At 43.6% G+C, this 25,293-nt stretch carries 21 protein-coding genes and 1 riboswitch; of the genes, 7 read left to right on the top strand and 14 right to left on the bottom strand.

The window, feature by feature from the left end; all coding sequences use genetic code 11:
• Nucleotides 1–158: 158 nt before the first annotated feature.
• The 8 genes from JMY05_RS05720 to JMY05_RS05685 form a co-directional block, all read right to left on the bottom strand.
• Nucleotides 159–857, bottom strand: coding sequence for a class I SAM-dependent DNA methyltransferase (locus JMY05_RS05720; RefSeq protein ID WP_201614450.1), 699 nt, complete (start codon nt 855–857; stop codon nt 159–161).
• A gap of 112 nt (nt 858–969) precedes the next feature.
• Entirely contained in the window at nt 970–1,617 is a 648-nt protein-coding gene (tenA, locus tag JMY05_RS05715; protein WP_201614448.1) for a thiaminase II, read from the bottom strand.
• Between the two features lie 139 nt (nt 1,618–1,756).
• A riboswitch (TPP riboswitch) is annotated at nt 1,757–1,876 on the bottom strand.
• 310 nt (nt 1,877–2,186) lie between these two features.
• Complete coding sequence (locus JMY05_RS05710) at nt 2,187–3,113, bottom strand: bestrophin family protein (RefSeq protein ID WP_201614446.1); 927 nt, start codon at nt 3,111–3,113, stop codon at nt 2,187–2,189.
• 194 nt (nt 3,114–3,307) lie between these two features.
• Nucleotides 3,308–4,081: a type I methionyl aminopeptidase gene (gene map, locus JMY05_RS05705; protein WP_201614445.1), complete on the bottom strand. Its 774-nt coding sequence runs from the start codon at nt 4,079–4,081 to the stop codon at nt 3,308–3,310.
• Nucleotides 4,074–4,280: a ParD-like family protein gene (locus JMY05_RS05700; RefSeq protein ID WP_045446174.1), complete on the bottom strand. Its 207-nt coding sequence runs from the start codon at nt 4,278–4,280 to the stop codon at nt 4,074–4,076. Before JMY05_RS05700 ends, map begins: the two co-directional genes overlap by 8 nt.
• A gap of 178 nt (nt 4,281–4,458) precedes the next feature.
• Nucleotides 4,459–6,375, bottom strand: coding sequence for an RNA polymerase sigma factor RpoD (rpoD, locus tag JMY05_RS05695; RefSeq protein ID WP_045446177.1), 1,917 nt, complete (start codon nt 6,373–6,375; stop codon nt 4,459–4,461).
• 532 nt (nt 6,376–6,907) lie between these two features.
• Nucleotides 6,908–9,082: a DNA primase gene (locus JMY05_RS05690; RefSeq protein ID WP_201614443.1), complete on the bottom strand. Its 2,175-nt coding sequence runs from the start codon at nt 9,080–9,082 to the stop codon at nt 6,908–6,910.
• 208 nt (nt 9,083–9,290) lie between these two features.
• Nucleotides 9,291–10,493: an outer membrane protein assembly factor BamD gene (locus tag JMY05_RS05685; protein WP_045446180.1), complete on the bottom strand. Its 1,203-nt coding sequence runs from the start codon at nt 10,491–10,493 to the stop codon at nt 9,291–9,293.
• A 782-nt stretch (nt 10,494–11,275) separates the two neighbouring features.
• Between JMY05_RS05685 and JMY05_RS05680 the strand changes: the two genes are divergently transcribed.
• From JMY05_RS05680 to JMY05_RS05670, 3 genes are all read left to right on the top strand, one after another.
• Nucleotides 11,276–12,529 (top strand): RluA family pseudouridine synthase, encoded by a 1,254-nt coding sequence (locus JMY05_RS05680; RefSeq protein ID WP_227678117.1) that lies wholly within the window; start codon nt 11,276–11,278, stop codon nt 12,527–12,529.
• Nucleotides 12,530–12,635: 106 nt separating this feature from the next.
• The gene (locus tag JMY05_RS05675; RefSeq protein ID WP_201614441.1) at nt 12,636–13,589 is read left to right on the top strand and encodes a polyphenol oxidase family protein; all 954 of its coding nucleotides are present in this window, start codon (nt 12,636–12,638) and stop codon (nt 13,587–13,589) included.
• A gap of 86 nt (nt 13,590–13,675) precedes the next feature.
• The gene (locus JMY05_RS05670) at nt 13,676–14,278 is read left to right on the top strand and encodes a flavodoxin family protein (protein WP_201614439.1); all 603 of its coding nucleotides are present in this window, start codon (nt 13,676–13,678) and stop codon (nt 14,276–14,278) included.
• A 103-nt stretch (nt 14,279–14,381) separates the two neighbouring features.
• Here JMY05_RS05670 and JMY05_RS05665 read toward each other — a convergent pair whose 3' ends face one another.
• Complete coding sequence (locus tag JMY05_RS05665) at nt 14,382–14,567, bottom strand: hypothetical protein (protein ID WP_045446183.1); 186 nt, start codon at nt 14,565–14,567, stop codon at nt 14,382–14,384.
• Nucleotides 14,568–15,220: 653 nt separating this feature from the next.
• Here JMY05_RS05665 and JMY05_RS05660 point away from each other — a divergent pair.
• The 3 genes from JMY05_RS05660 to JMY05_RS05650 all read left to right on the top strand — a co-directional run bounded on the left by JMY05_RS05660 (nt 15,221) and on the right by JMY05_RS05650 (nt 19,194).
• A complete protein-coding gene (locus JMY05_RS05660) occupies nt 15,221–16,690 on the top strand; it encodes a cytochrome c (RefSeq protein ID WP_045446186.1) in 1,470 nt (489 codons plus the stop codon).
• A gap of 165 nt (nt 16,691–16,855) precedes the next feature.
• Nucleotides 16,856–18,457, top strand: a complete 1,602-nt coding sequence (locus JMY05_RS05655) for a flavin monoamine oxidase family protein (protein WP_201614437.1) — start codon at nt 16,856–16,858, stop codon at nt 18,455–18,457.
• A 104-nt stretch (nt 18,458–18,561) separates the two neighbouring features.
• The gene (locus JMY05_RS05650) at nt 18,562–19,194 is read left to right on the top strand and encodes a c-type cytochrome (RefSeq protein ID WP_045446189.1); all 633 of its coding nucleotides are present in this window, start codon (nt 18,562–18,564) and stop codon (nt 19,192–19,194) included.
• Between the two features lie 154 nt (nt 19,195–19,348).
• Here the strand turns inward: JMY05_RS05650 and JMY05_RS05645 are convergent, their stop codons facing one another.
• The 5 genes from JMY05_RS05645 to tolQ all read right to left on the bottom strand — a co-directional run bounded on the left by JMY05_RS05645 (nt 19,349) and on the right by tolQ (nt 23,488).
• Nucleotides 19,349–20,650 (bottom strand): PD40 domain-containing protein, encoded by a 1,302-nt coding sequence (locus tag JMY05_RS05645; RefSeq protein WP_201614435.1) that lies wholly within the window; start codon nt 20,648–20,650, stop codon nt 19,349–19,351.
• 91 nt (nt 20,651–20,741) lie between these two features.
• The gene (locus JMY05_RS05640) at nt 20,742–21,185 is read right to left on the bottom strand and encodes a hypothetical protein (RefSeq protein WP_045446192.1); all 444 of its coding nucleotides are present in this window, start codon (nt 21,183–21,185) and stop codon (nt 20,742–20,744) included.
• Between the two features lie 61 nt (nt 21,186–21,246).
• Nucleotides 21,247–22,209 carry a cell envelope integrity protein TolA gene (locus JMY05_RS05635; RefSeq protein ID WP_201614434.1) on the bottom strand — a complete coding sequence of 321 codons (963 nt, stop codon included), beginning with the start codon at nt 22,207–22,209 and terminating at the stop codon, nt 21,247–21,249.
• A 75-nt stretch (nt 22,210–22,284) separates the two neighbouring features.
• Nucleotides 22,285–22,743 carry a protein TolR gene (gene tolR / locus JMY05_RS05630; protein WP_045446195.1) on the bottom strand — a complete coding sequence of 153 codons (459 nt, stop codon included), beginning with the start codon at nt 22,741–22,743 and terminating at the stop codon, nt 22,285–22,287.
• Nucleotides 22,744–22,747: 4 nt separating this feature from the next.
• Nucleotides 22,748–23,488, bottom strand: a complete 741-nt coding sequence (tolQ, locus tag JMY05_RS05625) for a protein TolQ (protein ID WP_045446198.1) — start codon at nt 23,486–23,488, stop codon at nt 22,748–22,750.
• Between the two features lie 445 nt (nt 23,489–23,933).
• Here tolQ and JMY05_RS05620 point away from each other — a divergent pair, with 445 nt between their 5' ends.
• Nucleotides 23,934–25,229 carry an NCS2 family permease gene (locus JMY05_RS05620; RefSeq protein ID WP_055124161.1) on the top strand — a complete coding sequence of 432 codons (1,296 nt, stop codon included), beginning with the start codon at nt 23,934–23,936 and terminating at the stop codon, nt 25,227–25,229.
• Nucleotides 25,230–25,293 lie beyond the last annotated feature (64 nt).

Below are 25,293 nucleotides of genomic sequence, written 5' to 3'. Positions count from 1 at the left end.
TAGCTATTAGCATAAGAGCTTTATCCACCATTTATAGTGGCACTAAACTTATAATTCAAGTGCTAAAATGGCAATGACAGTATGCTATGGATCACTGTGATCTGTCATAAATTTTGCTCAGTCATCCATGATAATCACATGCTAATACACACAGCAGTTCATTTTTTATAAGCACAAACAGCAACATAATCCCCACGGTCATAGCCTTCGACGACTTCTTGCACCTTGTCATTGGCATACATAGGATGGGTCAGTAAGGTTTGTGCATACTCAAAATCGACAAAACCATTGGCTTGCATCAGCGCGATTTTTTCATCAGAGGTGCGCCAATTTGCTGATTTAACCAGCTCGATAGGATAGGGATCAGCAGGGGAGATGTGCGCAAGTAGCGGATGCTCCCAAGTATTTAATGAGCTTGCTAAATTATATAAGCTGGCAAAACCGCTTTCTTTTGGCACATCGATAACAATCAATTTGCCGCCGGTTTTTAAGGCATCAAATGCCTTTTTAATACAGGCATCCAAATCGTTGATGTAGCTGACACTGCCGTTAAACATGATGATATCAAACTTATTTGGCTCAATATCGCAAGTCTCGGCAGGATTAATATCCACTTGTAAGCCGCGCTTTTTAGCGATTTCAGCCATGTCTTTTGAAGGCTCAATGCCGTGCCTGATATGGATATCATAATCCTGCGCCAATAGTGACTCAAACAGTCCACTACCGCAGCCGATAGACAATATCTCACTATCCTTATCTAAGAAATGCGCGACCAGCTTTAGCTCACTGGTCAGTAAGTTTTGGTTGTCAAAAAACCAGCTGTCATACGCGCTTGCATGTTCATCAAATGCTGCCATGATGTTTCTCCTTAAGTGTGTCCATTATTATGTTTAGGGTTAAGTTAAATTTTATTTATAATAAATATGGTATATAAAAGTATTTGCCATAAAGCTAGCACTTTGCATAGGGCTAGGACAGATCAAGCGCTTGTTGCCAAAAATTCACTTCCATACGTGAAGCAGTATTAAATAACTGTTGGAATTTGTCTGCCTGAGTAGGATTAGCCTGTGCTAGTAGCGTATTAATCTGCGCTTCATTCTGCGCGGTAATCGCTTGAAATTCGTCACTGGCAAAGACATCAATCCATGGCTGGTAAGGATTGTCCGCGACAAAACCTTGTTCTTTAATGCGTTTGCCAATTTCGCCATAGCCCATCAAACAAGGAGCAATCGCTGCATAAAGCTCAGCTAATGAGCCTGACATCGCAGCGTCCAATAGGTAGCGGCTATAGGCAATGGTCACGGCAGATTCAGGGGCGCTTTCTACTGCTTTAAGTGGGATGTCCCACTCATGACATAAATCGAGATACATGCCAATTTCCATATCGAGCATGGCGTTGATGCCTGCTTGACCGACACGCATTTGTGCCAGCGTATCACTCTTATATACGCTCAATGCCATCACACGGGTATAGTGAATCAGATATAAATAGTCTTGCACAAGGTAGTGACGAAAGCTGTCAGGGGCGAGCGTACCTGCCGTTAGCTGTTTGACAAAATCATGCTGAATGTAGTCAGCCCATGTGGGGCAATTGTGGCGTAACGTTTGGTAGTTCATAGTGTTCACTTACTGTTATAAAATGCGAGTAAGCAAAGAGTAGGAGGTGATCAGTGAGCAGGCACAAAAAAACCTTACCAGATTATGTGAATAAACCAGCAAGGCTTGCTTAGCAATAAGATGCTTAAGAGGTGTGCTATAAAATGTCACGCTTGTTTCCTACGTCAGTGCTAACTGCATCAGGTTCGCGGGTAACTCTCAGCCATGATTTTGAATTGTAGTTAAAGCATCAAAAATCAAAGCACCCCGACAAGGTTTATTTTTCAGAAATAAATATAAAGTTTACATAAGTTTAAACTGCTCGTACTTAAGCAATCGGCTCTATGGTAGACGAATTCAGTTATCATTAGCAAGTGATGCGCAAAAAACCATGAATAAAGGTTGTCTTGCAAGCGTAAATAGACAGGATTTTACCTTTTATTAAGCTGGTCAAGTACCACGATAATGGCGAGAGAAATCACTATTTTCAAATGCATTTTTTATTCATAAAAGCTCTACTATTGCCTATATTATTTAGCGACCCAACGGTAGGATATATAAAAAATATCTCATAAATTAAGGCAACACGTTTATGGTAAATATCCATTGATAGGAGTGATCTCAGGCGGAATATCTGCCTCTTCTAATGCTTCTCGCAGATTGATCTCGATAGTACGCGATAATGCAGTCAGGGGTAGCTTGTTGGCAGCTAAGCCGAAGGGCTCTTCTAGCTCTTCACTGAGGGCATCCAAACCAAAAAAGGTATAAGCGATCACGGCACAAATCAGTGGAGTCACCCAACCGAGCGAGGCCACCAAGCCAAAAGGCAACATGATGCAATACAGATAGGTCGTGCGATGAACCAGCAGCATATAAGCAAACGGCAGCGGTGTATTATGAATGCGCTCGCAGGCCGCTAATACAATGGTCATAGACGTCAGGCGCTCGTCCATGTTCTGTATGACTTGCTCTGACACCAGTCCTTGACGCCGAATGTCGCCGAGCTGCTTACCCATGAGGCGCATGATGTAATCAGGGAGGTTGCGCGCTTGGCGCATACTATCATGGTGTTTTGATGCGACAAAAGGCTCGACATCATGCCAAGGTGACGAGCCGCGCAGGCGATGGCGCACAGCATGCGCAAAAGCAATGGTCAGGTAAACCATCGTTCGCCCAGTCTCGCGCCCATTTTCGGTATCAGCATCTATAAAAGAAAGCACTTGACGGGTTAAGCTACGCGCATCATATACCAACTGACCCCAAAGCCCTCGAGCTTCCCACCAGCGTTGATAACTGGCATTGTTACGAAAACCAAGAAATAGCGACAACGCGATTCCTAGCAAGGTAAAAGGAGCCATACCATAATAAGGAAAAGAGTCAGGAAGCCAGTGCTGAATAATTGTTATAAGTGTGCTGAGAAGCGCGATCAGCAAAATTTGCGGATAAATTTTTGGAATGACAGAGCCGTGCAGGGTAAAAAGTATCTTGAGAGCGTTTGGGGTTTGCCGGACAATCATGTCAGTTTCCTATCGATGGCATGTATAAAAAAGCGATGGCAAGGGTATCAATCAGCGTATACTCAAATCATCGCGACCTATGATATCAGTAGTTACCAATATGGCAATAATAAGATGATACTTAAATACTTAAATACTTGAATACTTAAATCGCTTTTGTATTGCGCAGCAGCAAGGGAAACTGTAAGCACGCTCTAACGGGTCTCTTCTTCACGCAGCGTCAGCACTTCATAACCATCGGCAGTCACCGCGATGGTATGCTCCCATTGGGCAGAAAGCTTTTTGTCTGCAGTCACCACCGTCCAGCCGTCTTTTTTCATTTTTACTTTGGCTTTGCCTTGATTAATCATTGGCTCAATAGTAAAGGTCATGCCTTGTTTTAAAACCAAGCCTGCACCTGCGCGACCATAATGTAAAACTTCAGGCTGTTCGTGCATTTCGCGACCGATACCATGCCCGCAGTATTCTCTAACGACAGAGTAACCGTGCTGTTCGGCATGGCTTTGAATGGCATGCCCGACATCACCGAGCGTTGCGCCCGGTTTGACCATACGGATACCTGCCCACATGGCCTCATAAGTGTTATCGACGAGGCGTTTTGTTAAGGGCATCACATCGCCAATCATATACATTTTGCTAGAGTCGGCAATAAAGCCGCCTTTTTCTAAAGTAATGTCCACATTGATGATGTCGCCTGATTTTAGGTCTTGATTGCTTGAGGGTACACCATGACAAACTACTTGATTGACAGAAGTATTGAGCACGTATTGGTAGCCGTATTGACCTTTGCTGGCAGGTCGTGACTGCAAAACATCCACAATATAGCGCTCGACTAAATCATTGACAGTCATTGTGGAGATGCCAGCAACCATGTGCGTATCTAGGTAAGCAAAAACCGATGCCAATAAGCGTCCAGACTCACGCATGATGGCCAATTCTTCAGGTGTCTTTAGCGCGATTTTAGCCATCGATAAGATTTCCTATATTAACATCTGCTCGTTTTAACTGCTCGCTGATGATATCGGTATAAGATGCGTGAGGATTGGCCTCGGCCAACATACCTATCTTTATCCAATACTCTGCCTGCGCGTTAATCGAACGTACCATTACCGCACTGGCTTTACGAAGCTCTTCGTGTAGCGCATCATCAATTTTAACAATACCCATTGTTTTACCTAGTATATAAAATGTATACGAATCATATATATTGTATAGTTCTATTGCAAGCTCGTTCTTGTATTCCTCGATGAAGACATGTAGTTATAGCATTCGAGCCATCAAATCGATGACCCAAAAAAGCCGAGATAAACTCGGCTTTTTTATTGGTGCTTAGTTTGCTTTATGATTAATCATTCTCTAAGAAAGAACGCAGATGCTCAGAGCGTGACGGATGACGCAATTTACGCAGTGCTTTTGCCTCAATCTGACGAATACGCTCACGTGTTACGTCAAACTGCTTACCTACTTCTTCCAAGGTATGATCCGTTGGCATGTCGATACCAAAGCGCATTTTTAGCACGCGTGCTTCACGCTCAGTCAGATTGCCCAATACATCACGAGTCGCTTCACGCAGACCAGCTGCGGTCGCATCATCAACAGGGCTTGAGATAGTACCATCTTCGATGAAATCACCTAGATGCGAGTCTTCATCATCACCGATGGGTGTCTCCATAGAGATAGGTTCTTTGGCGATTTTCAGTACTTTACGGACTTTAACTTCGTCCATCTCTAAGCGTTCACCTAACTCCTCAGGTGTTGGCTCGCGTCCCATTTCTTGTAGCAATTGACGTGAGACACGGTTTATTTTATTAATCGTCTCGATCATATGTACAGGAATACGAATGGTACGCGCTTGGTCAGCGATAGAGCGGGTAATCGCCTGACGAATCCACCATGTGGCATAGGTCGAGAACTTATAACCACGGCGATATTCAAATTTATCAACCGCTTTCATCAGACCGATGTTACCTTCTTGGATTAGATCCAAGAACTGTAGACCACGGTTGGTATATTTCTTCGCGATAGAAATAACCAGACGCAGGTTAGCTTCGACCATTTCTTTTTTGGCGCGGCGAGCTTTTGCTTCACCGACTGCCATACGGCGCGCCACGTCTTTCATATCGTGGATTTTCATGTCGAGCTGTTGCTCATAGTCACGAATGCGACGTTGCAATAAAATAACATCATCAGTGACTTTTTCTAGCGTACCAGCAAATGCAGGTTTGCCCTTGATGCGCTCAATCAGCCAATCGACGTTGGTTTCGTTGCTAGGGAAAGTCTTACGGAACTCTTCACGTGGCATACGTCCACGGCGAATGACCAAACGCATGATTTGACGTTCTTGCTTACGCACATCATCATAGACATCATGCATGATGGCCATGACTTGATCTGACAAGCGATTGTTCAACTTTAGCATCATAAAGCGTTCTGCGAGCAGCGCATATGCTGCGTCTGCTTCTGCGCTACCACGGCCATAATCTAGCAAGGCTTGCTTGGCTTTAATAAATAAGTGTTCGATTTCTTCTAGACGCAGACGTACTTCTTCAGGATCGATACCGCTGGTTTCTTCTTCAGCTTCCTCTTCAACGTCGTCTTCATCCTCGTCCTCATCATCAAGCGCCGCTGCTTTGGCTTTTGCTTTGATCACAGGCGGATTTTCTTTCTCTTCTTTTATGCGTTCACGTTCTTCTTTTGCTGCCTCTTTCGCTTCTTGGGCAGCGATTTTGTCTGCTTCGGTCTCAGGATCTAAAAAGCCAGTAATGACGTCAGAAAGCTTTTTCTCACCATCTTGTACTTTTTGATACTCATCAAGGACGAACTGTACGGTGCCCGGCCAGTAAGACATCGCATGCTGTACGTCACGAATGCCTTCTTCGATACGCTTGGCAATGGCGATCTCACCTTCACGGGTCAATAGATCAACCGTACCCATTTCACGCATATACATACGCACAGGGTCAGTGGTGCGGCCCGGCTCAGTCTCAACAGAGGCCAATACCGCCGCTGCCTCATCCGCTGCCATGTCATCATCACTTGAATCATCGTTCATCAAGATGTCATCGGCATCAGGCGCAGATTCAAAGATTTTGATACCAACGTCGGTCAGCATTTGCACAATATCTTCGATCTGATCGCTTTCGGTAATAGAGTCGGGCAGTTGGTCATTCACCTCAGCATAGGTGAGATAGCCTTGCTCTTTACCCATTTGGATTAAGGTGGCCAGTTGAGATGTGGACTTAGAAACTGACTTATCGTTCATAAATACTCGCTTACTTGCATCGGACATTTTTATATTGTGACGCGCTATCGCTCGCTCAGTGCGTTGATATAATCAATCGATTCATCAAAATATGGCGTAGAGGTTGTCAATAATATCAAAAATGAGTTGATATGAATAAAGGCTCAAAATACTACAATTACAATGCTAAAAAACTGCTAGAAATTAGTAACGCTAAAAAGTTTTCAAGATAACATTATCTAAAAAATAATATATAAAAATAACGGTACCTAAAAACGGATACTTCAAAATAATATTTAAAATTTGTGCTTAATGAGGCGGATTTATCGCCATCTATTAAATCGGGCTATAAATAGTTAGCGACACAGTTTAACACACACCAGCGTAATCAAGCACGAGGTAGTGATATCTACCGACCGTTTTTTACTGATTATTTTATATCAGCCAAATGATTAAATGGCAATACATGCTATTGGGCATAATCATTAGTAGTGGGGGCAGCCGCTATGCTTTTAAAGGGTTGGAGATTTTTTAGCAAAAATAATGGCAAACGTTAAGATTTCACCGTCGCCATCTGCGCTGACTGCTCAGCTTGCTGCGCGCGTAACCAATCATTTAATAATTGCGACTGCTTACGGACAATCGCCAGCTTGATATGATCAGGATTTTTGATGAGCTCTTGCATTTTTTTTTGCAGATGTAACTTGAGCAACTGCATCACCAAGTTTTCAATCAACTCATCCAAGCTCAAAATATTTCTGCCAATTAATGTCTTATAAAATCCACCCCAGCTACGGCTAAGTGTCTCTTGGGTGATTGGTTTGACATTAGACAATATAAAGTGTGCGGCGGCGTTGGCATCTTTCGGTAAATGATTCAGGCAGCGTTTGATGGTGCTAACGATATCCAGCAAGGCGATATCTTGCAAATCTTCCCAAGCAAGCGGACGCAAGATGTCAGGCGCGGCTTTTTGCTTGATGTGTGCTGGCAGTTGTAAATCATTAATACCTGCCTGCTGCCAAATGGCTTCGATAGGGTCTTCAATTAAGGCGCGTGGCTGAAACAAAAAACAAAGCTGCAATTGCTGACTGATGGTCATGTCACCATCAAAATCTAGCAGCGCATCTTTTGCTTCGATATTTTGGCTACGTTTACCACCCAGCTTCTGATAGACGTCATTGTTCAGCAAATAGCGAAAGCTACTGCCTTTAGGTAATGCAGTGGTCAAGGCACGTACTTGTGACATGAGCTTGGCTTTGCCTTCTGCCAAGGTTAAATCGTAACGCTCACTTAAATACGCAAAAATATACTGTGACAATGGCATGGCATTCGCGATTTGCTCACGCATGGCATCGCCGCCCTGACTCTTAATAAAGGTATCAGGATCATGATTGTTGGGTAGGGTCAAAAACCGCAACTCTTTGTCATCAGCCAGTACTGGCAAAGCCACTTCAAGGGTACGCCAAGCCGCTTTTTGTCCCGCGCTATCGCCATCAAAGCTCAAGGTTAGGGTAGGGTTTAATGTTAAAAGTCGTGAGATTTGGCTTTCATTTATCGCCGTACCCATCGAAGCAATAGCGCCATAAATACCCGCTTGGTAAAGGGCAATCACATCCATATAGCCTTCGACCACCAGCCAGCTGTCGGCACGTTGTTGGCGTGATTCATAATAGCCATACAGCACATGCTGTTTATGAAAAACGGGTGAGTCAGAGGAGTTGATATATTTGGGTTTTACCTCATCATCGAGCGCCCGCCCACCAAAACCAATGGTGCGTCCTTGATTGTCTCGAATCGGGAAAATGACCCTATCACGGAGTAGATCATAGTCGCGCCCTGACTCTGATTGGCGCACCAAACCAAGCGCCTTTAGCCCTTCAATATCTTGTGGAAACTGATGCTCAAGATGCTGCCACCCAAAGGGTGCATAGCCTAAGCCAAAGGTCTCAAAGATGTCTTCTGTAATACCACGCGATAAAAAATAGTGCTTGGCATGCGGATGAAGGGTGAGATTGTGCTGATAAAACTGCTGGATTTGCTCTAACAGCTCATACAGGTTACCGTCTTTATCGGAAACGCTATGATCATCGTACAATGCCGCAGCGTCAGTATCGCCACCTGTCAACCATGCTGGCGGATAGCTATTATCATCTTGGTAGTCTGCGCCATAAGAATCTTCTGGATAAGACGCTGAGTCGTAAGCATCTAGCGGTGGATACTCATCGTAGCCGTTGCTACTGTCGTGATAAACGGGCTGATCGGTATCGCCGTACTGGTTTTGTTGCTGAATAGCCGAAGTAGCGTTAATAGAAGGCGCATTAATTGCTTGAGCAGGACTTTTAGCGTCACTTTTAGCGTTGATAGTCGGACTAGGTATTGACGGTGGTGCAATCGGTTTTGGTGCACGGCGCTGATAGCTGACGTTTTGTTGTTCTTCTTTTGGAACTTCGATACCCGTCTGCTTTGATAGCTCATTAACCGCTTCAATAAAAGTTAAGTTTTCATAATCGCGTAAAAAACTGATGGCATTACCGCCGACGCTACAGCCAAAGCAATGATAGATGTTTTTTTGTGGATTGACATAAAAAGAGGGCGATTTTTCGCCATGAAATGGACAGCAGCCTTTAAACTCACTACCAGCACGTTTAAGCGTCGTATGACGCCCAATGATACTGATTAAGTCAGCTTGGCTATTTAATTGGTCGAGAATGTGATTTGGAATACTCATGCAAAAAACAGTTTACCATAGGTGTATTATCTTAAGCATAGGCAATATCGGGCACAAACAATATTGGGCATAGATAATGAAACAGAAACAGAAAAAATAAGGCCAACTCTGTCGTTGACCTTATTTTTTTCATGATGTGCGTTGATGTACTAAAAACAAGAGACGTTCTCTTAATTAAAGAAGAGACATTACCTCAAATCTAGCGCATTTATTCATCATTCATATCGACATCTGCTGGCATGATATCAATCCCTTGAACAGGCAATGTCGTACGGCGTACAGGATTGGTGTTTTGCGGATCGACATTGGCTTCTCTTGCCGTAGAGCCAGTGCTCGATTGGCTAGTAATGCGCTCAGCGGAAGCTTCAGGCAGACCTAAGCCGACATTGATGCCACTATTGGCGCGCACAGGTGAAGTGCCTTGCGCTGCACTGGCTGCTGCTGCATTATCGCTTGGCAGTCTCAATTGACTGGCGTTACGAATAACCTGAGTTTTGGTCGCGCCGTTATAGTCGCCTGTCGCAACTGATGAAGTATCTTTGTTAAAACGACTTAACTGTCCAAAAGTCAATTTGTTGATGAAAGAACGCTCACGTTTGGTGTCGAGTTTAACGCGTCCATCAGCACTTAACATGTTGGGATAATTAATCTGTAATAGAGTTTTGTATTCTGCTGCCAAATCAGACATACCCAATTTGTCATAGCTATAAGCTAAGACCGCGATTGCGTCTGGGATGGATTCACTAAGTGGATAGTATTGAAACACCCATTTGGCACGGTTAACAGCAGCGACATAAGCTTCGCGCTCGATATACCAGTTGGCTGCACTCATCTCACTTTCAGCAAACTGATTGTAAATGAAAGTCATGCGCTGAGCGGCATCTGGCGCGTAAGGGCTGTTAGGGTACTTGTTAATAAGCTCTTGAAAGTTAGCGAAGGCAATACGTAAATAGGCGGTATCACGCTCAGCTTGATTGAGCTTAAACAGTTTTAAACCTTCTGATGAGCCTTGCATATTGGCCACGCCGCGCACATAGTAAGCGTAGCTGACTTGCGGATTAGAAGGATATAGGTTAATAAATTGCTCAGCGCTGGCAGCTGCCATTTCATACTTACCACTGGCATATTGTGCGTACATCATGTCGAGTAATGCTTGTTCAGCGTACTGTCCAGTAGGATAAAAAGTGCGCAGATTGGTCAAATCTTCGATGGCTTGTGTATAGCGGCCTTTATCAATCTGGGTAATGGCGTCGTTATAATAGTTCTGCTCTGATTTTTCGGCAGTTTCTACCGCATCGACGTCTTTACCGCCAGTCAGATTTTTGAAAGTCTGACAGCCCACTAAGTTTACGCTTAGCGCAAGTAGGGTTATTGAGGACAGTTTGATAAACGTATTGCCAACAGCTTGCATACTTCTTCTCCGACACAAGACGTATAATAGCAGCGACGCTATCATACTAGATATTAGGTTAATGATAAAAAACGATGCGTAGGCATCGATAGTGGTCTGTCATCTACTATGTCAATCATCGGACATACCAGTTATCGTTATTAAAAAACGCTTGATGGCATAGGGTTTATATCAAACCAAATGCTTTTAATAAAAAATTCGATAAGCATACAGTGGCATAGCATACAGCAAAATATGGCTATACTTTATAGAATAACGTTTGCTTCGTCTATTTTTTCGCCATCTATATTGTACTTAATCCAATCGTGCTCATCGGATTTGAGTCAGTATCGTACAGTTATTAGTCTACTGCAACGCATATACGATATGCTGCTGCTCGCAATGAGCTGTACACCAGCGCATGTCAGTTTGGCATTTTAACATGAGCTGCTGTCACGAGCGATATCGAATGTCGCTGACACTGACAAATATACAGTAAATTACAGCAATGTCATATTTTAGAGAGTTAAGTACGGCGCTGACGCTCGCTGCGGTATAATCAAAAAATGACAGATAACACACAGCTTCTATAGGGCTTAGGCGCTTGGCATGCTACACTAGCACGGTATTGCCTCCGCTTTTTTCGACGACGATCGCTTTTATGATAAGTGATTGATAGCGAATGGCCTTTTGTTTTTTATAGCGTTACGCTTAACACTTTATTAGAAATTTTCTCAAAAGCTACCTTTCAAAACCATGTCAGGCGCTTTGCCATATATAAATCTGCTATGAATAATAATGCTATGACTACCCATTTACCACCGAATCAATCACGACAGACTGATTCATCAGCACAAGAGTCACCGATGCCAAATGACGTTTTAAATAATAGTGAATTACCTGACGATAATCAGTCGATGCTTGATGAGCAAAGCCATGGCGATCATGTTTTAGAAGACGCTGTGTCAGAAGAAGCTATGTTAAAAGATAGTGATGAGCTTGACGACGATATGATAGATAGCAGCGATGAAGATGCTGACGACATTGATGATAGCGACGATGATGAAGCGTCAGCCGCTGGTCAAGTGGTACCAGTAATTATTAATATGACGCATACGGTTATAGAAGACGAAGCTGGTTTACGTATTGATAAATTGGCTTCAAAAATATTTACCGATTTCTCACGTGTTCAATTACAAGGTTGGATCAGTGATGGCAGCCTGCTGTATAACGGTGGCGTGCAAAAACCAAAAATTCGTGTCAGAGCGGGTGATGTGCTGCAGTTAACCACCACATTAGAGCAGCATAGTGAAGATCAACCAGAAAATATAGACATCGATGTGGTCTATGAAGATGATGACGTATTGGTCATCAATAAACCTGTTGGCATGGTAGTGCATCCTGGTGCGGGTAACCAAACCGGCACCTTGGTCAATGCACTGCTGTATCACTATCCACAGCAGCACCATCTGCCGCGTGCAGGTCTGGTGCACCGTATCGATAAAGATACCTCAGGGCTATTGTTGATTGGCAAAACCAAGCCAGCACAGCTTGCGCTGATGGAGCAACTAAAGGACAAGTCGGTCTATCGTCACTATCAATGTGTGGTAGCAGGGGATGCAGCGAGTCTATCGCGCCATCGCCGTATTGACGCCCCAATCGGTCGTCACCGCAACCAGCGTACTAAAATGACGGTAATGACGGCAGGACGTGAAGCTGTGACTCATTTACTGAATGTGACCGCGCTTAATGGTAATTATTGCTTGTTGGATGTAGGTCTTGAAACGGGCCGCACTCACCAAATTCGTGTGCATTTAAGTCATGTGACTTATCCGATAGTGGGTGATCGTGTCTATGGTGGTCGTCGTCAATTGCGGGCAGGACTGACAGAAGCCCAGCGTCAAGCGATTAATAATTTTCCACGTCAAGCCTTGCATGCCTATACACTGGGTTTCGTGCATCCAACGACTGGTGAAGATATTGAAGTCACCACACCACTGCCTGAAGATATGCAGCAGTTAATGGCTGTGCTAAGTGATGGCTATGATGACGAGTAGACCGATCCTTATAGGCGAGAGCGTAAAGTCGCTTGTAAAAAACAGAGCCTAGTAGTAAATAGCGATCCGTGACATAAAAATGACTCATTAAGACGGTAAATCAGCCATGACTCATCAGTTTCCTATGACATTGCTTGCACAGATTGATGATGTGGCTGTTTTTCAAACAGCTGCCTTTTCAAGCGATGACGTTGACTCACAAGAACAGCTAGTACGGCAGCAACGTCAAGCGAATTATGGTGAGCTAAATTTAGGTTTACATGTCAATGACGATGCTGCAAAAGTACTGAGCAATCGCATGCGTTTATTATCTGCCATCAATGAGCAGCTTGCACCCTTATCGTCGACAGCCTGCCAACAGGTACCCATCAAACGCTTACACTGGGTTAACCAAGTTCACGGTAAGCAAATTCATGATATTGATGGCACAGCGCTAGGTATGACGCCAATGTCTGCTGACGCGATGGTCAGTCGGCAACAAGGGCTTGGGCTTGCGATAATGACGGCTGACTGCGTACCGATAGTCTTATATCAGCCAGCTAGTGGTCAAATGGCAGCGATTCACGCGGGTTGGCAAGGTCTGGCTTGCGGGGTTATTCAAGCGACTGTGCAATACTTTACGCAATCAGGACAAATCAAAGCTTGGATTGGTGTTTGTATCAGTCAAGACAGCTATGAAGTTGGCGCTCAAGTTCGCAATCAATTATTGAAAGGTTGCACAGAAAATAAGTTATTGAACACAGCAAGTATTGAACATTTTGATTCGTTATATGTCATAGATTCTGTAGCTATTATTAAAGGCGATAGCAATACTCAACATGTACAGGATACGGTTGATAAGCGGTCAAGCTGTAACACAGTTGACGCGAGAAAAATCAAGCTAAACTTACCAAAGTTGGCAGCGGATCAGCTTAGTGCGTCGGGCGTTATAGTAGATGACACCTTATCTAGCAGCTGTAGTTATACTGATGACCACTATTACTCTTATCGGCGTCAAACGCATTTGCAGCAGCCTGCTACAGGTCGAATGGCGCTGGTCATTGTACGTGGCGCTGCGTAGGATTACGCTATTTGCTGTTGCGCGCAATTAACTGTTGAACTTATATTGTTTTTATTTAACCATTTATAGCCATTATTAGAGTTTGTATGAATATACCTGCCAAATCGTCCACTACTGATAGCATACCGACTGTATCTATTGCTGTTATTTATCATAGCAACTACGGTCATACCAAGCGCGTGGCTGAAGCGATCGTTAAAGGAGCGCATCAGCAATTGCCAGCAGCACAGGCCAAAGCCGTTGATGTCCACAAGGTTGACTGGGATTATTTGGATCAGGCGGATTTGCTGGTTTTCGGTAGTGCCGTATATATGGGTAGTGTCACTGCTGAATTTAAGACTTTTATGGATGAAACCTCAAAGCGCTGGTACCATCGTAAATGGGAAGGCAAGTGGGCAGCCGCTTTTGCCAACTCTGGTGGACTGAGCGGTGATAAGCTGGCGGTATTACAGCAGATTTCTTTGTATGCGATGCAGCATGGCATGAACTGGATTGGATTACCGCTGATGCCGACAGGTCATGAGGCTCATGATTTAAACCGTTTATCTAGCTTTTTGGGCTTGATGACCCAGTCGCTTGATGGTCCCCCTGAGGAAACGCCAGGACGTGGAGATATTGATACGGCTATTTGGTTCGGCGATCATTTGGCCAAGACAATTATCAAGCATCAGCCAGCGGCGCGCCCTTGAAATGAATGGCTATTGAATCATTCAAGGTAATTTATTAAACATTAAAGGCAGATATCAAACCGATATCTGCCTTTTTTTTGCTTGTTTTATGAGTGTGAAGGCACTAATTTTGATTTTTTGTACTGGCATTATTTTGAATCTGCACAGTGGTGGCAGGCGTATTTTTGACCAAGATACTATTGGTAGGGGTGGTATTCACAGGGATAGGGCTATCGACAAACTGAAATGATTGGCAGCCTGTGATTAACAGGGCTGATGTCAGTATATAAGCAAGAATCGGTAACTTCATAGTGGTGTCTCAGGCGGCGATCGGCAATGTGGAAATAGCGCCTATCATAAACAAAATATGGTGCGTTGCAATAGCTTGTTTCATAGCATTATAAAAATATGACTGATAAAAAAAGCGAGTGCTAACTTAAGTCTATGTATCTATTATGTACAACTAAAATCGATGATGACAAAAAATGAAGCAAATTTTTGACAGCTATCTACAATGATAGGTTTTTTATAAAAGATATGCACCCAAAAAATAGGACTTTAGTTACTGATTTTAAAGGTATTATTTAAATGACCTATTATTATAATATAAAAAAATATATTACGTTATCAAAAACTGACAATGATAACGCAGTTCTTTACGTTTTGTAAAAATTTGAGACCAATACGTTACTCGTTAAGTAATAGTAGCGAAATAGTCTTACATTAGTAGAGTGAGTAGACATCATTTAGTAACTATGCTTAGTCACTACGCTTATGAAAGTACTTTTGTCACGCTATTTTATTAAGCATTTACTGGATGATTTGCTACCTCATTTAATGGACTGTCAATTGAGTATAACAAGTCGTCACTCATTAAGGCTTGCTCAATATTAAATGTTTCATCTCAATCATTCATCTTAATAATAATTACAACACCCTAGGTGCCAGCTATATGAGGATATTATGAAGCCACTTTCTGTGATGTTATCGATGCTCGTCATTGGTATGACCTCCAGCGCCGCTATGGCTGAAGGCGCAAGCGTCGTCAATACCAGCCTAGCGAATGCTAGCTTGCCTAATGCCAGTTTACCTAATATTAGTCCAGCCAATAGCGAGCTTGTCAATCGAGGTGCTTACATTGCCCGTGCGGCCGATTGCATGGCATGTCATGGCGAAGATTATACTGGCGGTACAGCGATCGAAACGCCGATGGGAGATATCTATTCAACCAATATTACCCCGTCTAAACGTTATGGTATCGGTGATTATACCGAAACGGACCTAAAGAACGCGTTGCAAAAAGGTCGTACGCCAAGCCATATGCTTTACCCTGCCATGCCATATCCTTCTTATAGTGGCATGAAAGAAGAAGATATCAGTGCGTTGTTTGCTTATCTGCAAACCGTACCTACTGTCGATGAAGCACCAAAATATAAAACTGACCTGCCATTTCCCTTTAACATTCGCAGCTTAATGATTGGCTGGAATTTTCTTAATGTTCCGTCTACTGAAAACCGTGATGGTCTCACCGAGACGCAGCAACGTGGTGAATATATTGTCAATAACTTAGAGCACTGCGGCACTTGCCATACCCCGCGTAATAGCACTATGGGTTTCGATAAAAAAATGTATCTATCAGGTGCTCAGCTTGGTCATTGGCATGCACCAAATATCACGCCTGACGAGTCGAGCGGTATCAGTAGTTGGAGTGAGCAAGATATCGTCACTTATCTGCGTACTGGTGAGCTTGACCAGCGTGCCTATGCGGGTGGTCCTATGGGCGAGGCGGTTGCACATAGTACGCGCTACTTAAAAAATGAAGATTTGAATGCCATTGCTTCTTATTTAAAAGCGGTGCCTGCTATCCAAACAGATGATAAGGTCGCAGCCGTTGATGTCTCGCGTTTACCAACACCCATTAGCGAATCTATCACTCATGATTTACTGGCGCAAAAAGATTATTTAGCCCAAGCCAAAGTACAGGTGAGTAATGGCAGCAATTCACCAGAATCGCTATATTTGGCAGCCTGTGGCAGCTGTCACGGCGTTGACGGTTATGGTCAGCCTGATGCGCGTTACGCTCCTATCGTTGGACTAAGCAGTATTCGCCGTGAGAAACCTGATGCGCTGGTCAATATGATCCTTCATGGGGTAGAAGGCGCGACTAACACGTCACCTATCATGCCAGGGTTCTCAGATGAGCTAAATAGCGAGCAAATCGCTGGTATTACCAATTATGTGCGTGTGAATTTTGGTGGTCTCAACAGTAGTGAGGTGAGTGCTAATGATGTTGATCGTATCGCAACGACAGGTACTGACAAGCCCTTCTTAATCAAATACGCGGGCTTACTGGCAGTAATCGGCATCATCGTGGCTATTATTATCATTGTGTTTATTATACGAGCCATCTTGCGGTCTAGGCACCGTCGTTGATTCATTGATTTTATAAAGACGATTTACATATTTATTATAGGACAAGATTTACAGGCAATATGGTAAGGCACAACAGCTCGAAAAACGGACGTAGAACTAAGCCGAGCTGATTAATAATATATATGCCTACCGTCTTGCAGGAACGTCTACTTTAAGGACATTATTATGAAAGACATGCTTCAATCACCAACGCGGCGCCAACTGCTCTCGATGATTGGTAAAACCGCAGGCGCGACTGCGATGTATCAGGCGATGACGACATTAGGATTTGCGTCAGAGTCGAGTTTTAAAGAGACCATGGATCTTAAAGGTGCACCTCCTGGCGCTAGTATTGTCATTCTTGGTGCGGGTCTTGGCGGGCTGACCGCGGCTTATGAGTTACGTAAAGCAGGCTACGATGTCAAAGTGCTCGAATATCAAAATCGTGGCGGCGGTCGTAGCTGGACATTGAACAGTGGGGACAAATATACCGAGCTTGGCGGCGAAGAAGTCACCTGTGATTTTGAAGAGGGCAATTACTTTAATGGTGGACCGTGGCGTCTGCCAAGCCATCATTATGCCGTCTTCCATTATTGCAAACAATTTGGCGTTGAAATGCAGCCCTTTATTCAAACTAATGATCGTGCTTATTTGCATCGAAGTACTCATTTCGACGGCGTACCTCAGCGTTTGGGTGATGTAAAAAACGACATCCAAGGTCATGTTGCGGAGCTGCTATCGAAATCAGTCAACGTCGGTGGTCTTGATCGCTCGGTCAATACTGAGGACAAAGAAAAGCTATTAGAAGGTTTAAAAGGCTGGGGGGTGCTGGATAAAGATTATCGTTACCGCGCCAGTAATGAGACTAGTAAACATCGCGGCTTTAGTGTGTTTCCGGGTGGTGGCTTGATGCCTGATGCGACGCCATCAAAACCTTTGCCGATCAGTGAGATACTAGATTCAGGTATGTGGGCAGATATTTATGGCAACCATATGACTTATGGTCATCAACCGACGATGTTTCAGCCAGTAGGTGGTATGGGGAAAATTGGTGATGCGTTCACCCGTGAATGCCGCGATATGATTGAGTTTAATGCAAAGGTCACTAAAATTCATCAAGATGACAGTGGCGTCACTGTCGATTATGTAGACAGCAACAGCCCAGATGGTGCCACCAAGACCATTCGTGCAGATTGGTGCGTGTGTAATATTCCATTAACTGTATTGACGCAGATGGATATTAATGTCTCAAAACCAATGAAGCAGGCGATGGCCGCTGTGCCTTATGAAACCTCTTATAAAGTTGGTCTAGAGTTTAATCGCCGTTTTTGGGAAGAAGATGAATGGATATTTGGTGGTCTGACTTATACCGACATGCCCATTGCGCAGATTGCTTACCCGTCACAAAATATGTTTAAAGATGGTACAGGCGTGCTACTCGGTGCGTATGGTTATGGTCCGACGTCTTATAAATTTAATAGCTTAACGCCGCAAGAACGTATTAATGTTGCGCTTGCTTATGGTAAATACATCCATCCTCAGTATCCAAAAGAATTCCGCGCAGGGACATCAGTTGTCTGGCACCGCATCCCATGGACGCTCGGCTGTTACGGTATTTGGAATGAGTCGACCCGTCGTCAGCATTACGATACCTTGTGCAGTATTGATAATCGTATTGTGCTGGCGGGCGAGCATTGCTCACACATTCCGGCATGGCAAGAAGGCGCTATTTTATCTGGTATGGATACCGCAAAGCGCCTACATAAAAAAGCAAAAATGCTGGTTTAATAACGCTTGGGTTATATAAATAACTATAAGATTCAGAGGCTATCATGGACAATGCAATCGTGAAGAAGGCAATCGCGGAGAAAGCAATCTTGAAGAAAAGAGTCATGAAAAACATGACACTCAAACTGCTGACGGTGATGCTGCTGAGTGGGATCAGCAGTGCAGCACTGTTGGGCTGTAGTCAACGGTCAGATGATGAAGTGACGGTTTCCAGTGTACAAGATCAGAATTCCTTAACAACCAATGACTATCAAGCAAGCCGAAATACGGGTGCGTGGGGCGGCGTTTATATGAGCCGTGAGGAGCTTACTGCACCTGCTATCAATATTGTCGACGATAGCTCATTGCCCAATATGGAAGACGACCCAAGTATTACTGAATGGGACGCAAAGTTTGAAGGCACAAATGGCTTTGTAACGACAGATGGCAAAAAGCTGTATCACGACTCTTGTGCGGCTTGTCACATGCACAAAGGCGAGGGTGCTTACGGTGCAGGCTATTATCCGCCACTGGCGAATAACAGTAAGATGCAATCAAAGTATTACATCATCGATATCTTGATTAATGGCTTTCGTGGCATGCCCTCATTCCATGGAATGATGAACGATGCACAGATGGCGGCGGTTACTCAATATGTGGTCAGTGACCTAAATGGTTTTACCGATACCGTGACTGCTGAAGATGTGGCAAAACTGCGGCATCCCAATCCATCAGCGGGTGATCCGAGTGATGATTAATCGTGTTTACTAATTTAGTCAATAATTGTCCAATACATGCTAGTAGCGAAATGATTTAACCGTACCTTGCTCATAAAAAAGCGCCTAATTATTTATTAGGCGCTTTTTTATGAGCAAGACTTTATGAATTAAGAAAGATAATGATAAATATGATTTATTTAGGACTAGATGACCAGACTGGTGAGCGAATCGTGCCTTGACCAGACTTACCAAACGACTCACCACCATTCAATGATTTGATGGTTAATACACCTTTGCCGCCTTGCTTTGAGGCGTAAACGACCCGCTTACCATTAGGCGAAAAGCTTGGCGCTTCATCGATACCCGTATTGCCCAAGTTAGTAGTGACCGCGCCGCCGCTATTCATGATCGCCGCTGAGCGACCACTTAAAAAGGCAATTTGTGAGCCATCGTTACTAAATTGCGGGCTAGTGGCATAACCGCTACTTGATACCTTAGTAGTACGTCCTGAACCAAACTCATAACGATAAATCTGTGGTTTGTTAAATCCAGTTCTGTCTGATACAAAAACAAAGGATTTGCCATCAGGCGCATAACTTGGTTGCACTTCGCTGCTTGGCCAATTGATAAGCCTTCTAGGTTGACCACCACTGGCACTCATCTCATAAATATCGGCACTGCCTTCAAAGCTGCTAGAAAATAATATCTTGCTGCCATCAGGTGAAAATGATGGACTGAGGTTGCTGCCAGGGAAGGGCGTTAACGGGGTTGCACCGCCACCGCTCACACTTTGTACATAAATAACGGGATAAGATTTATCACGTTGTACGGAATAAGCAATGCGATTGCCATCTGGCGACCATGTTGGTGAAAAGATAGAACCGGTTACTTCAGTAATGGTTTTGGCATTTTCACCATCGGCATCCATCACTTTTAAACGTGAGACTTTTTCTTTACCAGCACCAGTCTCTTCAATATAAGCAATACGCCCTGAAAAGTCACCTGGCGTACCAGTAATTAGCTCATATACTTTATCAGCGATGACGTGACCAGCATAGCGCATGCTTTCTTTATTATTGTCAGCTGTTAAGCTTTGTTTGCCTTCGATTACTCTACCAGATTTAACGTCAATCACTTCGTAATCGGTTACTATTTTACCGCGATTGCTGCGGGTGCTGCCGACCACTAGATAAGGAATCCCCATGCTTTGCCATACTGGCAATGTGCCTGCCAGCTCGCTGCTACTGCGCGGCTGCTGTGGTAGATCTTTGCTAGTCACTTTTAGCTCTGTTTTGCTTAAATCATTTAGAATAATCGGCGATAATACAGAATCACCAGCAAAGGGTACAAACGCGACTTGGTTTTGTTGTCTTGGCGCGGTAACAGTCATATCAAGCACCATTGATTCAGCAGCATAAGCAGGCACTGATAACAAGGGAGTGATTAACAACAGGCTTGAAGTGGCACGAAGGATAGAATGTGTAGGTAGCTTCATGAAGTAATATCCTAAAATAGAAATAATTGGTTCATCATACAGGCTTAATTATTATTTATAGTGAGATTAACTGTACAACGTTAGGTGTTTTTTATTGAACGTTAATTTTAATTATTAAGTCTTTAAAGTTTTCAGGTTTATTTAAGCCAATGGGTAATGGACTAGCAGATAGAGCAGCTTTTTCCACTGCCTGATTTACAGCAAGATTTGCACCTTGAGCCTTAACAGATAACACATTACCTTTTTCATCCAACTTAAAGTATAAAGTAGTTGTTGATTCTGGGGTAGCAGTGGGTAGAGTAATATTACGTTTAATTTTTTCTAATATAGCTGTTGTTACATGACTCTCATTACTTAAATCATTTTTTCTAGTAGTAATAGCGGCAAACAAGGCTTTTTGATCCATAAACTCATTTTTGACATTATGGCTTTCTGGTAATGTGCCAGCGACAGAGTAGCTAGATAATAGAAAAAAAGACAGCAATAGCAGTAAAGTTGAGGTATTACGTAATATATGACACTTGCTTAAACTCATAAACCAGAACCTTAAGATGGTAGAAAATCATTAATGATATAGAATTATAGGCTATACAAAATCAATTAATAGTAACGTTGATTGTCAAATTTGCAAAACTTTCAGGATTGTCTAAATCAATTGGCAATGGGCTAGCAGCGCGTGCAGCTTGTTCAACTGCTTGGTTGACGACAGCATTTGGACCACTAGCCTTTGCAGATTTCACGTTGCCTCTGGTATCTAATTTGAGCGACAATGACGTGGTTAGACCCTGTGTTTCGATTGGGGTATCAAGTTTGCTTTGTATTTTACTTAATATAGCACTTTTGAACTCACCAGTAGAACGAGAGGTACTGCCACTACCATCATTAGATGTTGTTGAGTTGCCGTCTGCTTCTAGATCGTATCTCTGACCTGCGCTACCAGAATCACCTGTATTAATCTTTAAATTTTTATCAGTCGCAGTCGGGCGTGTAATCTTTGGCGGGTTATTCTGTTTATTACGGAAATCGCCCAGCTGTTTTTGTTCTTCTATTAGCTGTTCTTTTTTGTTTTGCTCCACCTGACCATGCTCTTCTGTCACCGACTCATCTAATTGTGCTGCCCACTCTGCCATTCGACGTTCGTAGTCTTGGTTTTGCTCGAACAAGCGTTGATGCTGCTCTTCACTCATCAGCATTGGTTGACTGGCAGGATCGTTAGAGCGCGTAAAGACAGGCACACGCTGCGAGTTTGGCTGACTGGCGCTATCGCTAAAGCTTTCTGATGATGAGGTGCTCGATGCACTGCTTGTGCTAGTTTCAGCTTGCATCGCGCTAGCTGCCGCTGCACGATTGGCAAGGATTTGACCTTGCATTTCAGCCAATTGCTCAGGGGAGACCATGACCGTCTCAATACTTTCTACAGTGTCGGTTTTAGTGTGTTGATAAGTATAAACGAGTATTCCAATCACGAGACCATGTGCCAGCACGCTAAGTAGCGTAGGCAATGTTAGCCCATTGCCTTCAGGTTGGGTCGGTACATAAACGACAGGAGCATTATGCATGGTAAAGATACTCAAGGACGAGGTTCATCAAATTATCTACTTTATTATAGCAAGCTGAGCGAGGAATAGGATTTATTACAATGATGGTGTGGGCAAGGGTGCGCCTGTTAATAATCCCACTTTTTGAATGCCTGCTTGTTGTAAGGTGGCCATGAGTGTCATGATAGCGCCATATTGATTGTTTTGATCGGCATTAATCATGACTTGTACGGGCTGAGCGCCTACATTGCTGCTTTGGCTTTGCAGATTGGCGAGCGTATCAATCAATTCTGGCTCACTGATAGGCAAGTCAACATTGTCTTCATAACTGATAAAAATATCGCCACTATCGGTCAAGGACACAATGACGGGTAGTTGGCTTTGGCTCATGGTATTGGTTTGCTCTTTTGGCAAGTCAACATCGACGCCCGTAATCAGCATGGGCGCTGTGACCATAAATATGACGAGCAGCACCAACATCACGTCGATATAAGGAACGACATTCATCTCCGCATTTAGCGCTTTTTTTTCACGGCGATAGGGACTCTGTTTCATGATTTCATAGTCCTTGTGCCTGATTGGCCGTAGATGTTGTTTCTCTCGTAGCGATATTGTCTCTACCAACAGTGCTTTCTGCACTGGTCTCGCGCTGGAGCATGCCCGTCATTTCATCACAAAATAAAGCACGTGAATCATAAAGGCGGCTTGATTTGGCGGTAAAGTGGTTATACGCCAGTACGGCAGGAATCGCTGCAAACAAGCCCATAGCGGTTGCGATTAGTGCTTCGGCAATACCAGGTGCGACAGACGCTAGGGTCGCTTGTTCCGTTTGTGACAATCCTAAAAAGGCGTTCATGATGCCCCAAACTGTACCGAACAATCCAACATAAGGCGCGACTGAGCCAATGCTCGCTAGCGTGGTCAGTCCTGATTCTAATAGTTGCTGCTGACGCCCTAAACCGACTCGTAGCTTGCGCTCAACACCATCGATGATGTCATCTTTGGGTTGGCGCTTTTTATGCATTCTTAAGTATTCAGAAAATCCCACATAAAATATTTGCTCAAGTCCTTGGCGTTCAGGTGAGCCTTGTACGCCTTGGTAAAGCTTGGCTAAGTCTTCACCTGACCAAAACCAAGTTTCAAACTGTTGATCGAAATTTTTGGCCGTACCAAGCCGCGCGCTCATACGAAAGATAATTACCCAGCTGAGTAAAGACGCCAACAACAATAATGCCATCACAATCTGCACCAAGAGACTGGCTTGGGTAATAAGGTCGATAATATTTAATGATTCAGGCATGTATGGGACTCATGGGTAATTAATAATAGCTGGCATGGCGCGACACGCAGACCAGATAGGATCTTTAATAATGAAAATATAATATGACAGTCATGATGCATATTGCTATCAGCCGCCTAGTGTACTGCTAAATGTCGAAAAGGTCATTTGTTAAAGTGTTAAATACCAAATAATTAACAGCTGTTTGTAGAATTCATAGTATAAGGTTAATTTATATGCGGATGTCTGAAATATTGTCTGGCTGTTATGTCTCAATTGACTGAAAAGGTGGGTTTGTACCCATAAGGCACTGGTAATGATTGAATTTGTACCGCAACTTCTCTAAAATGTTGCACCTTGTTACCGCTGTCTTTTGATAATGACGTCGCCATCCATTGGCTGACGTCATATTTATTTTAGGCATCAATAAATTTGTTCTTTCACTAGCAAGCTGGGCGCGACACTTATGAATGCAATTGAACGCTATTTTGGGATTAATGGTGAAAACACCACAGTTAAAACGGAAATCCTTGCCGGTATAACCACCTTTTTGACCATGGCTTATATCATCTTTGTCAACCCCAACGTATTGGCGGAAGCTGGTATGGATAAAGGGGCGGTATTTGTTGCTACCTGTTTAGCAGCGGCAATAGGCTGCTTTATTATGGGTATCTATGCCAGACTGCCGGTGGCACTCGCACCAGGTATGGGTTTGAACGCCTTTTTTACTTACGGCGTTGTATTGGGTATGGGCTACGCTTGGCAAACTGCGCTAGGTGCTGTTTTCTTATCGGGTTGCTTGTTTATCATTTTGAGTTTGTTTAAGATTCGCGAATGGGTTATCAATGCCATTCCAAACAGCCTTAAGCAAGGTATTGTGGCAGGTATTGGTGCTTTCTTAGCATTTATTGCGCTACAGAGCTCAGGTATCATTGTCGGTCGTGATGCGACATTGGTGATGCTAGGTGACATGACCTCATTTGCGCCTATGATGGCTGCTTTGGGTTTCTTTATTATTATTGGTTTGGTCTATAAAAAAGTCCCAGGTGCCGTGACGATTGGTATCTTGGTTATCACCGTGATTAGCTTGTTGACAGGTCATACACAGTTTGCTGGCATTATGTCTGCGCCGCCATCTATCACACCAACATTGATGGAGCTTGATATTGCGGGTGCGTTTGACGTTGGTATGATCAGCGTTATTTTTGCCTTCTTATTCGTCGATTTATTTGATACGACAGGTAGTTTGGTTGGTATTGCCAATAAAGCGGGTTTGATTGATAAAGATGGTAATATTCCTAATATGGACAAAGCGCTACTAGCGGATTCTACTGCTACGGTCGCTGGTGCAATGTTGGGTACGTCATCGACCACCAGTTATATTGAGAGTGCTTCTGGAGTGGCATCAGGTGGTCGTACAGGTCTGATGGCAGTGACGGTTGGCGTATTGTTTGTACTGAGTATTTTCTTTGCACCATTGGCTGGTATGATTCCTGCTTACGCCACAGCTGGCGCGATTTTCTATGTGTCGGTACTGATGTTATTTACCCTAAAAGAAATCAACTGGGAAGATTTGACAGAAGCGGCTCCTGTCGCGGTTGTTCTGTTATTGACCCCGCTGACGTACTCTATCGCTGATGGTATTGCGCTTGGTTTTATCACCTTTACCGCGGTAAAACTGATGACTGGTAAATTCTCTGAAATTACGATCCCAGTTTGGGTATTGACGGTTATTTTGCTGACCAAGTTGGTGGTTTTATAAGTTTTACTAGGGCGTGTCCTCATTTCAAAAATGGTGATAAAAATGAGATAAATTGCAGTCAAAC

The sequence above is a fragment of the Psychrobacter sp. JCM 18902 genome, from assembly GCF_904846615.1.
In the GTDB taxonomy this organism is placed as follows: Bacteria; Pseudomonadota; Gammaproteobacteria; order Pseudomonadales; family Moraxellaceae; genus Psychrobacter.
This window is presented reverse-complemented; position numbering and strand designations above follow the sequence as displayed.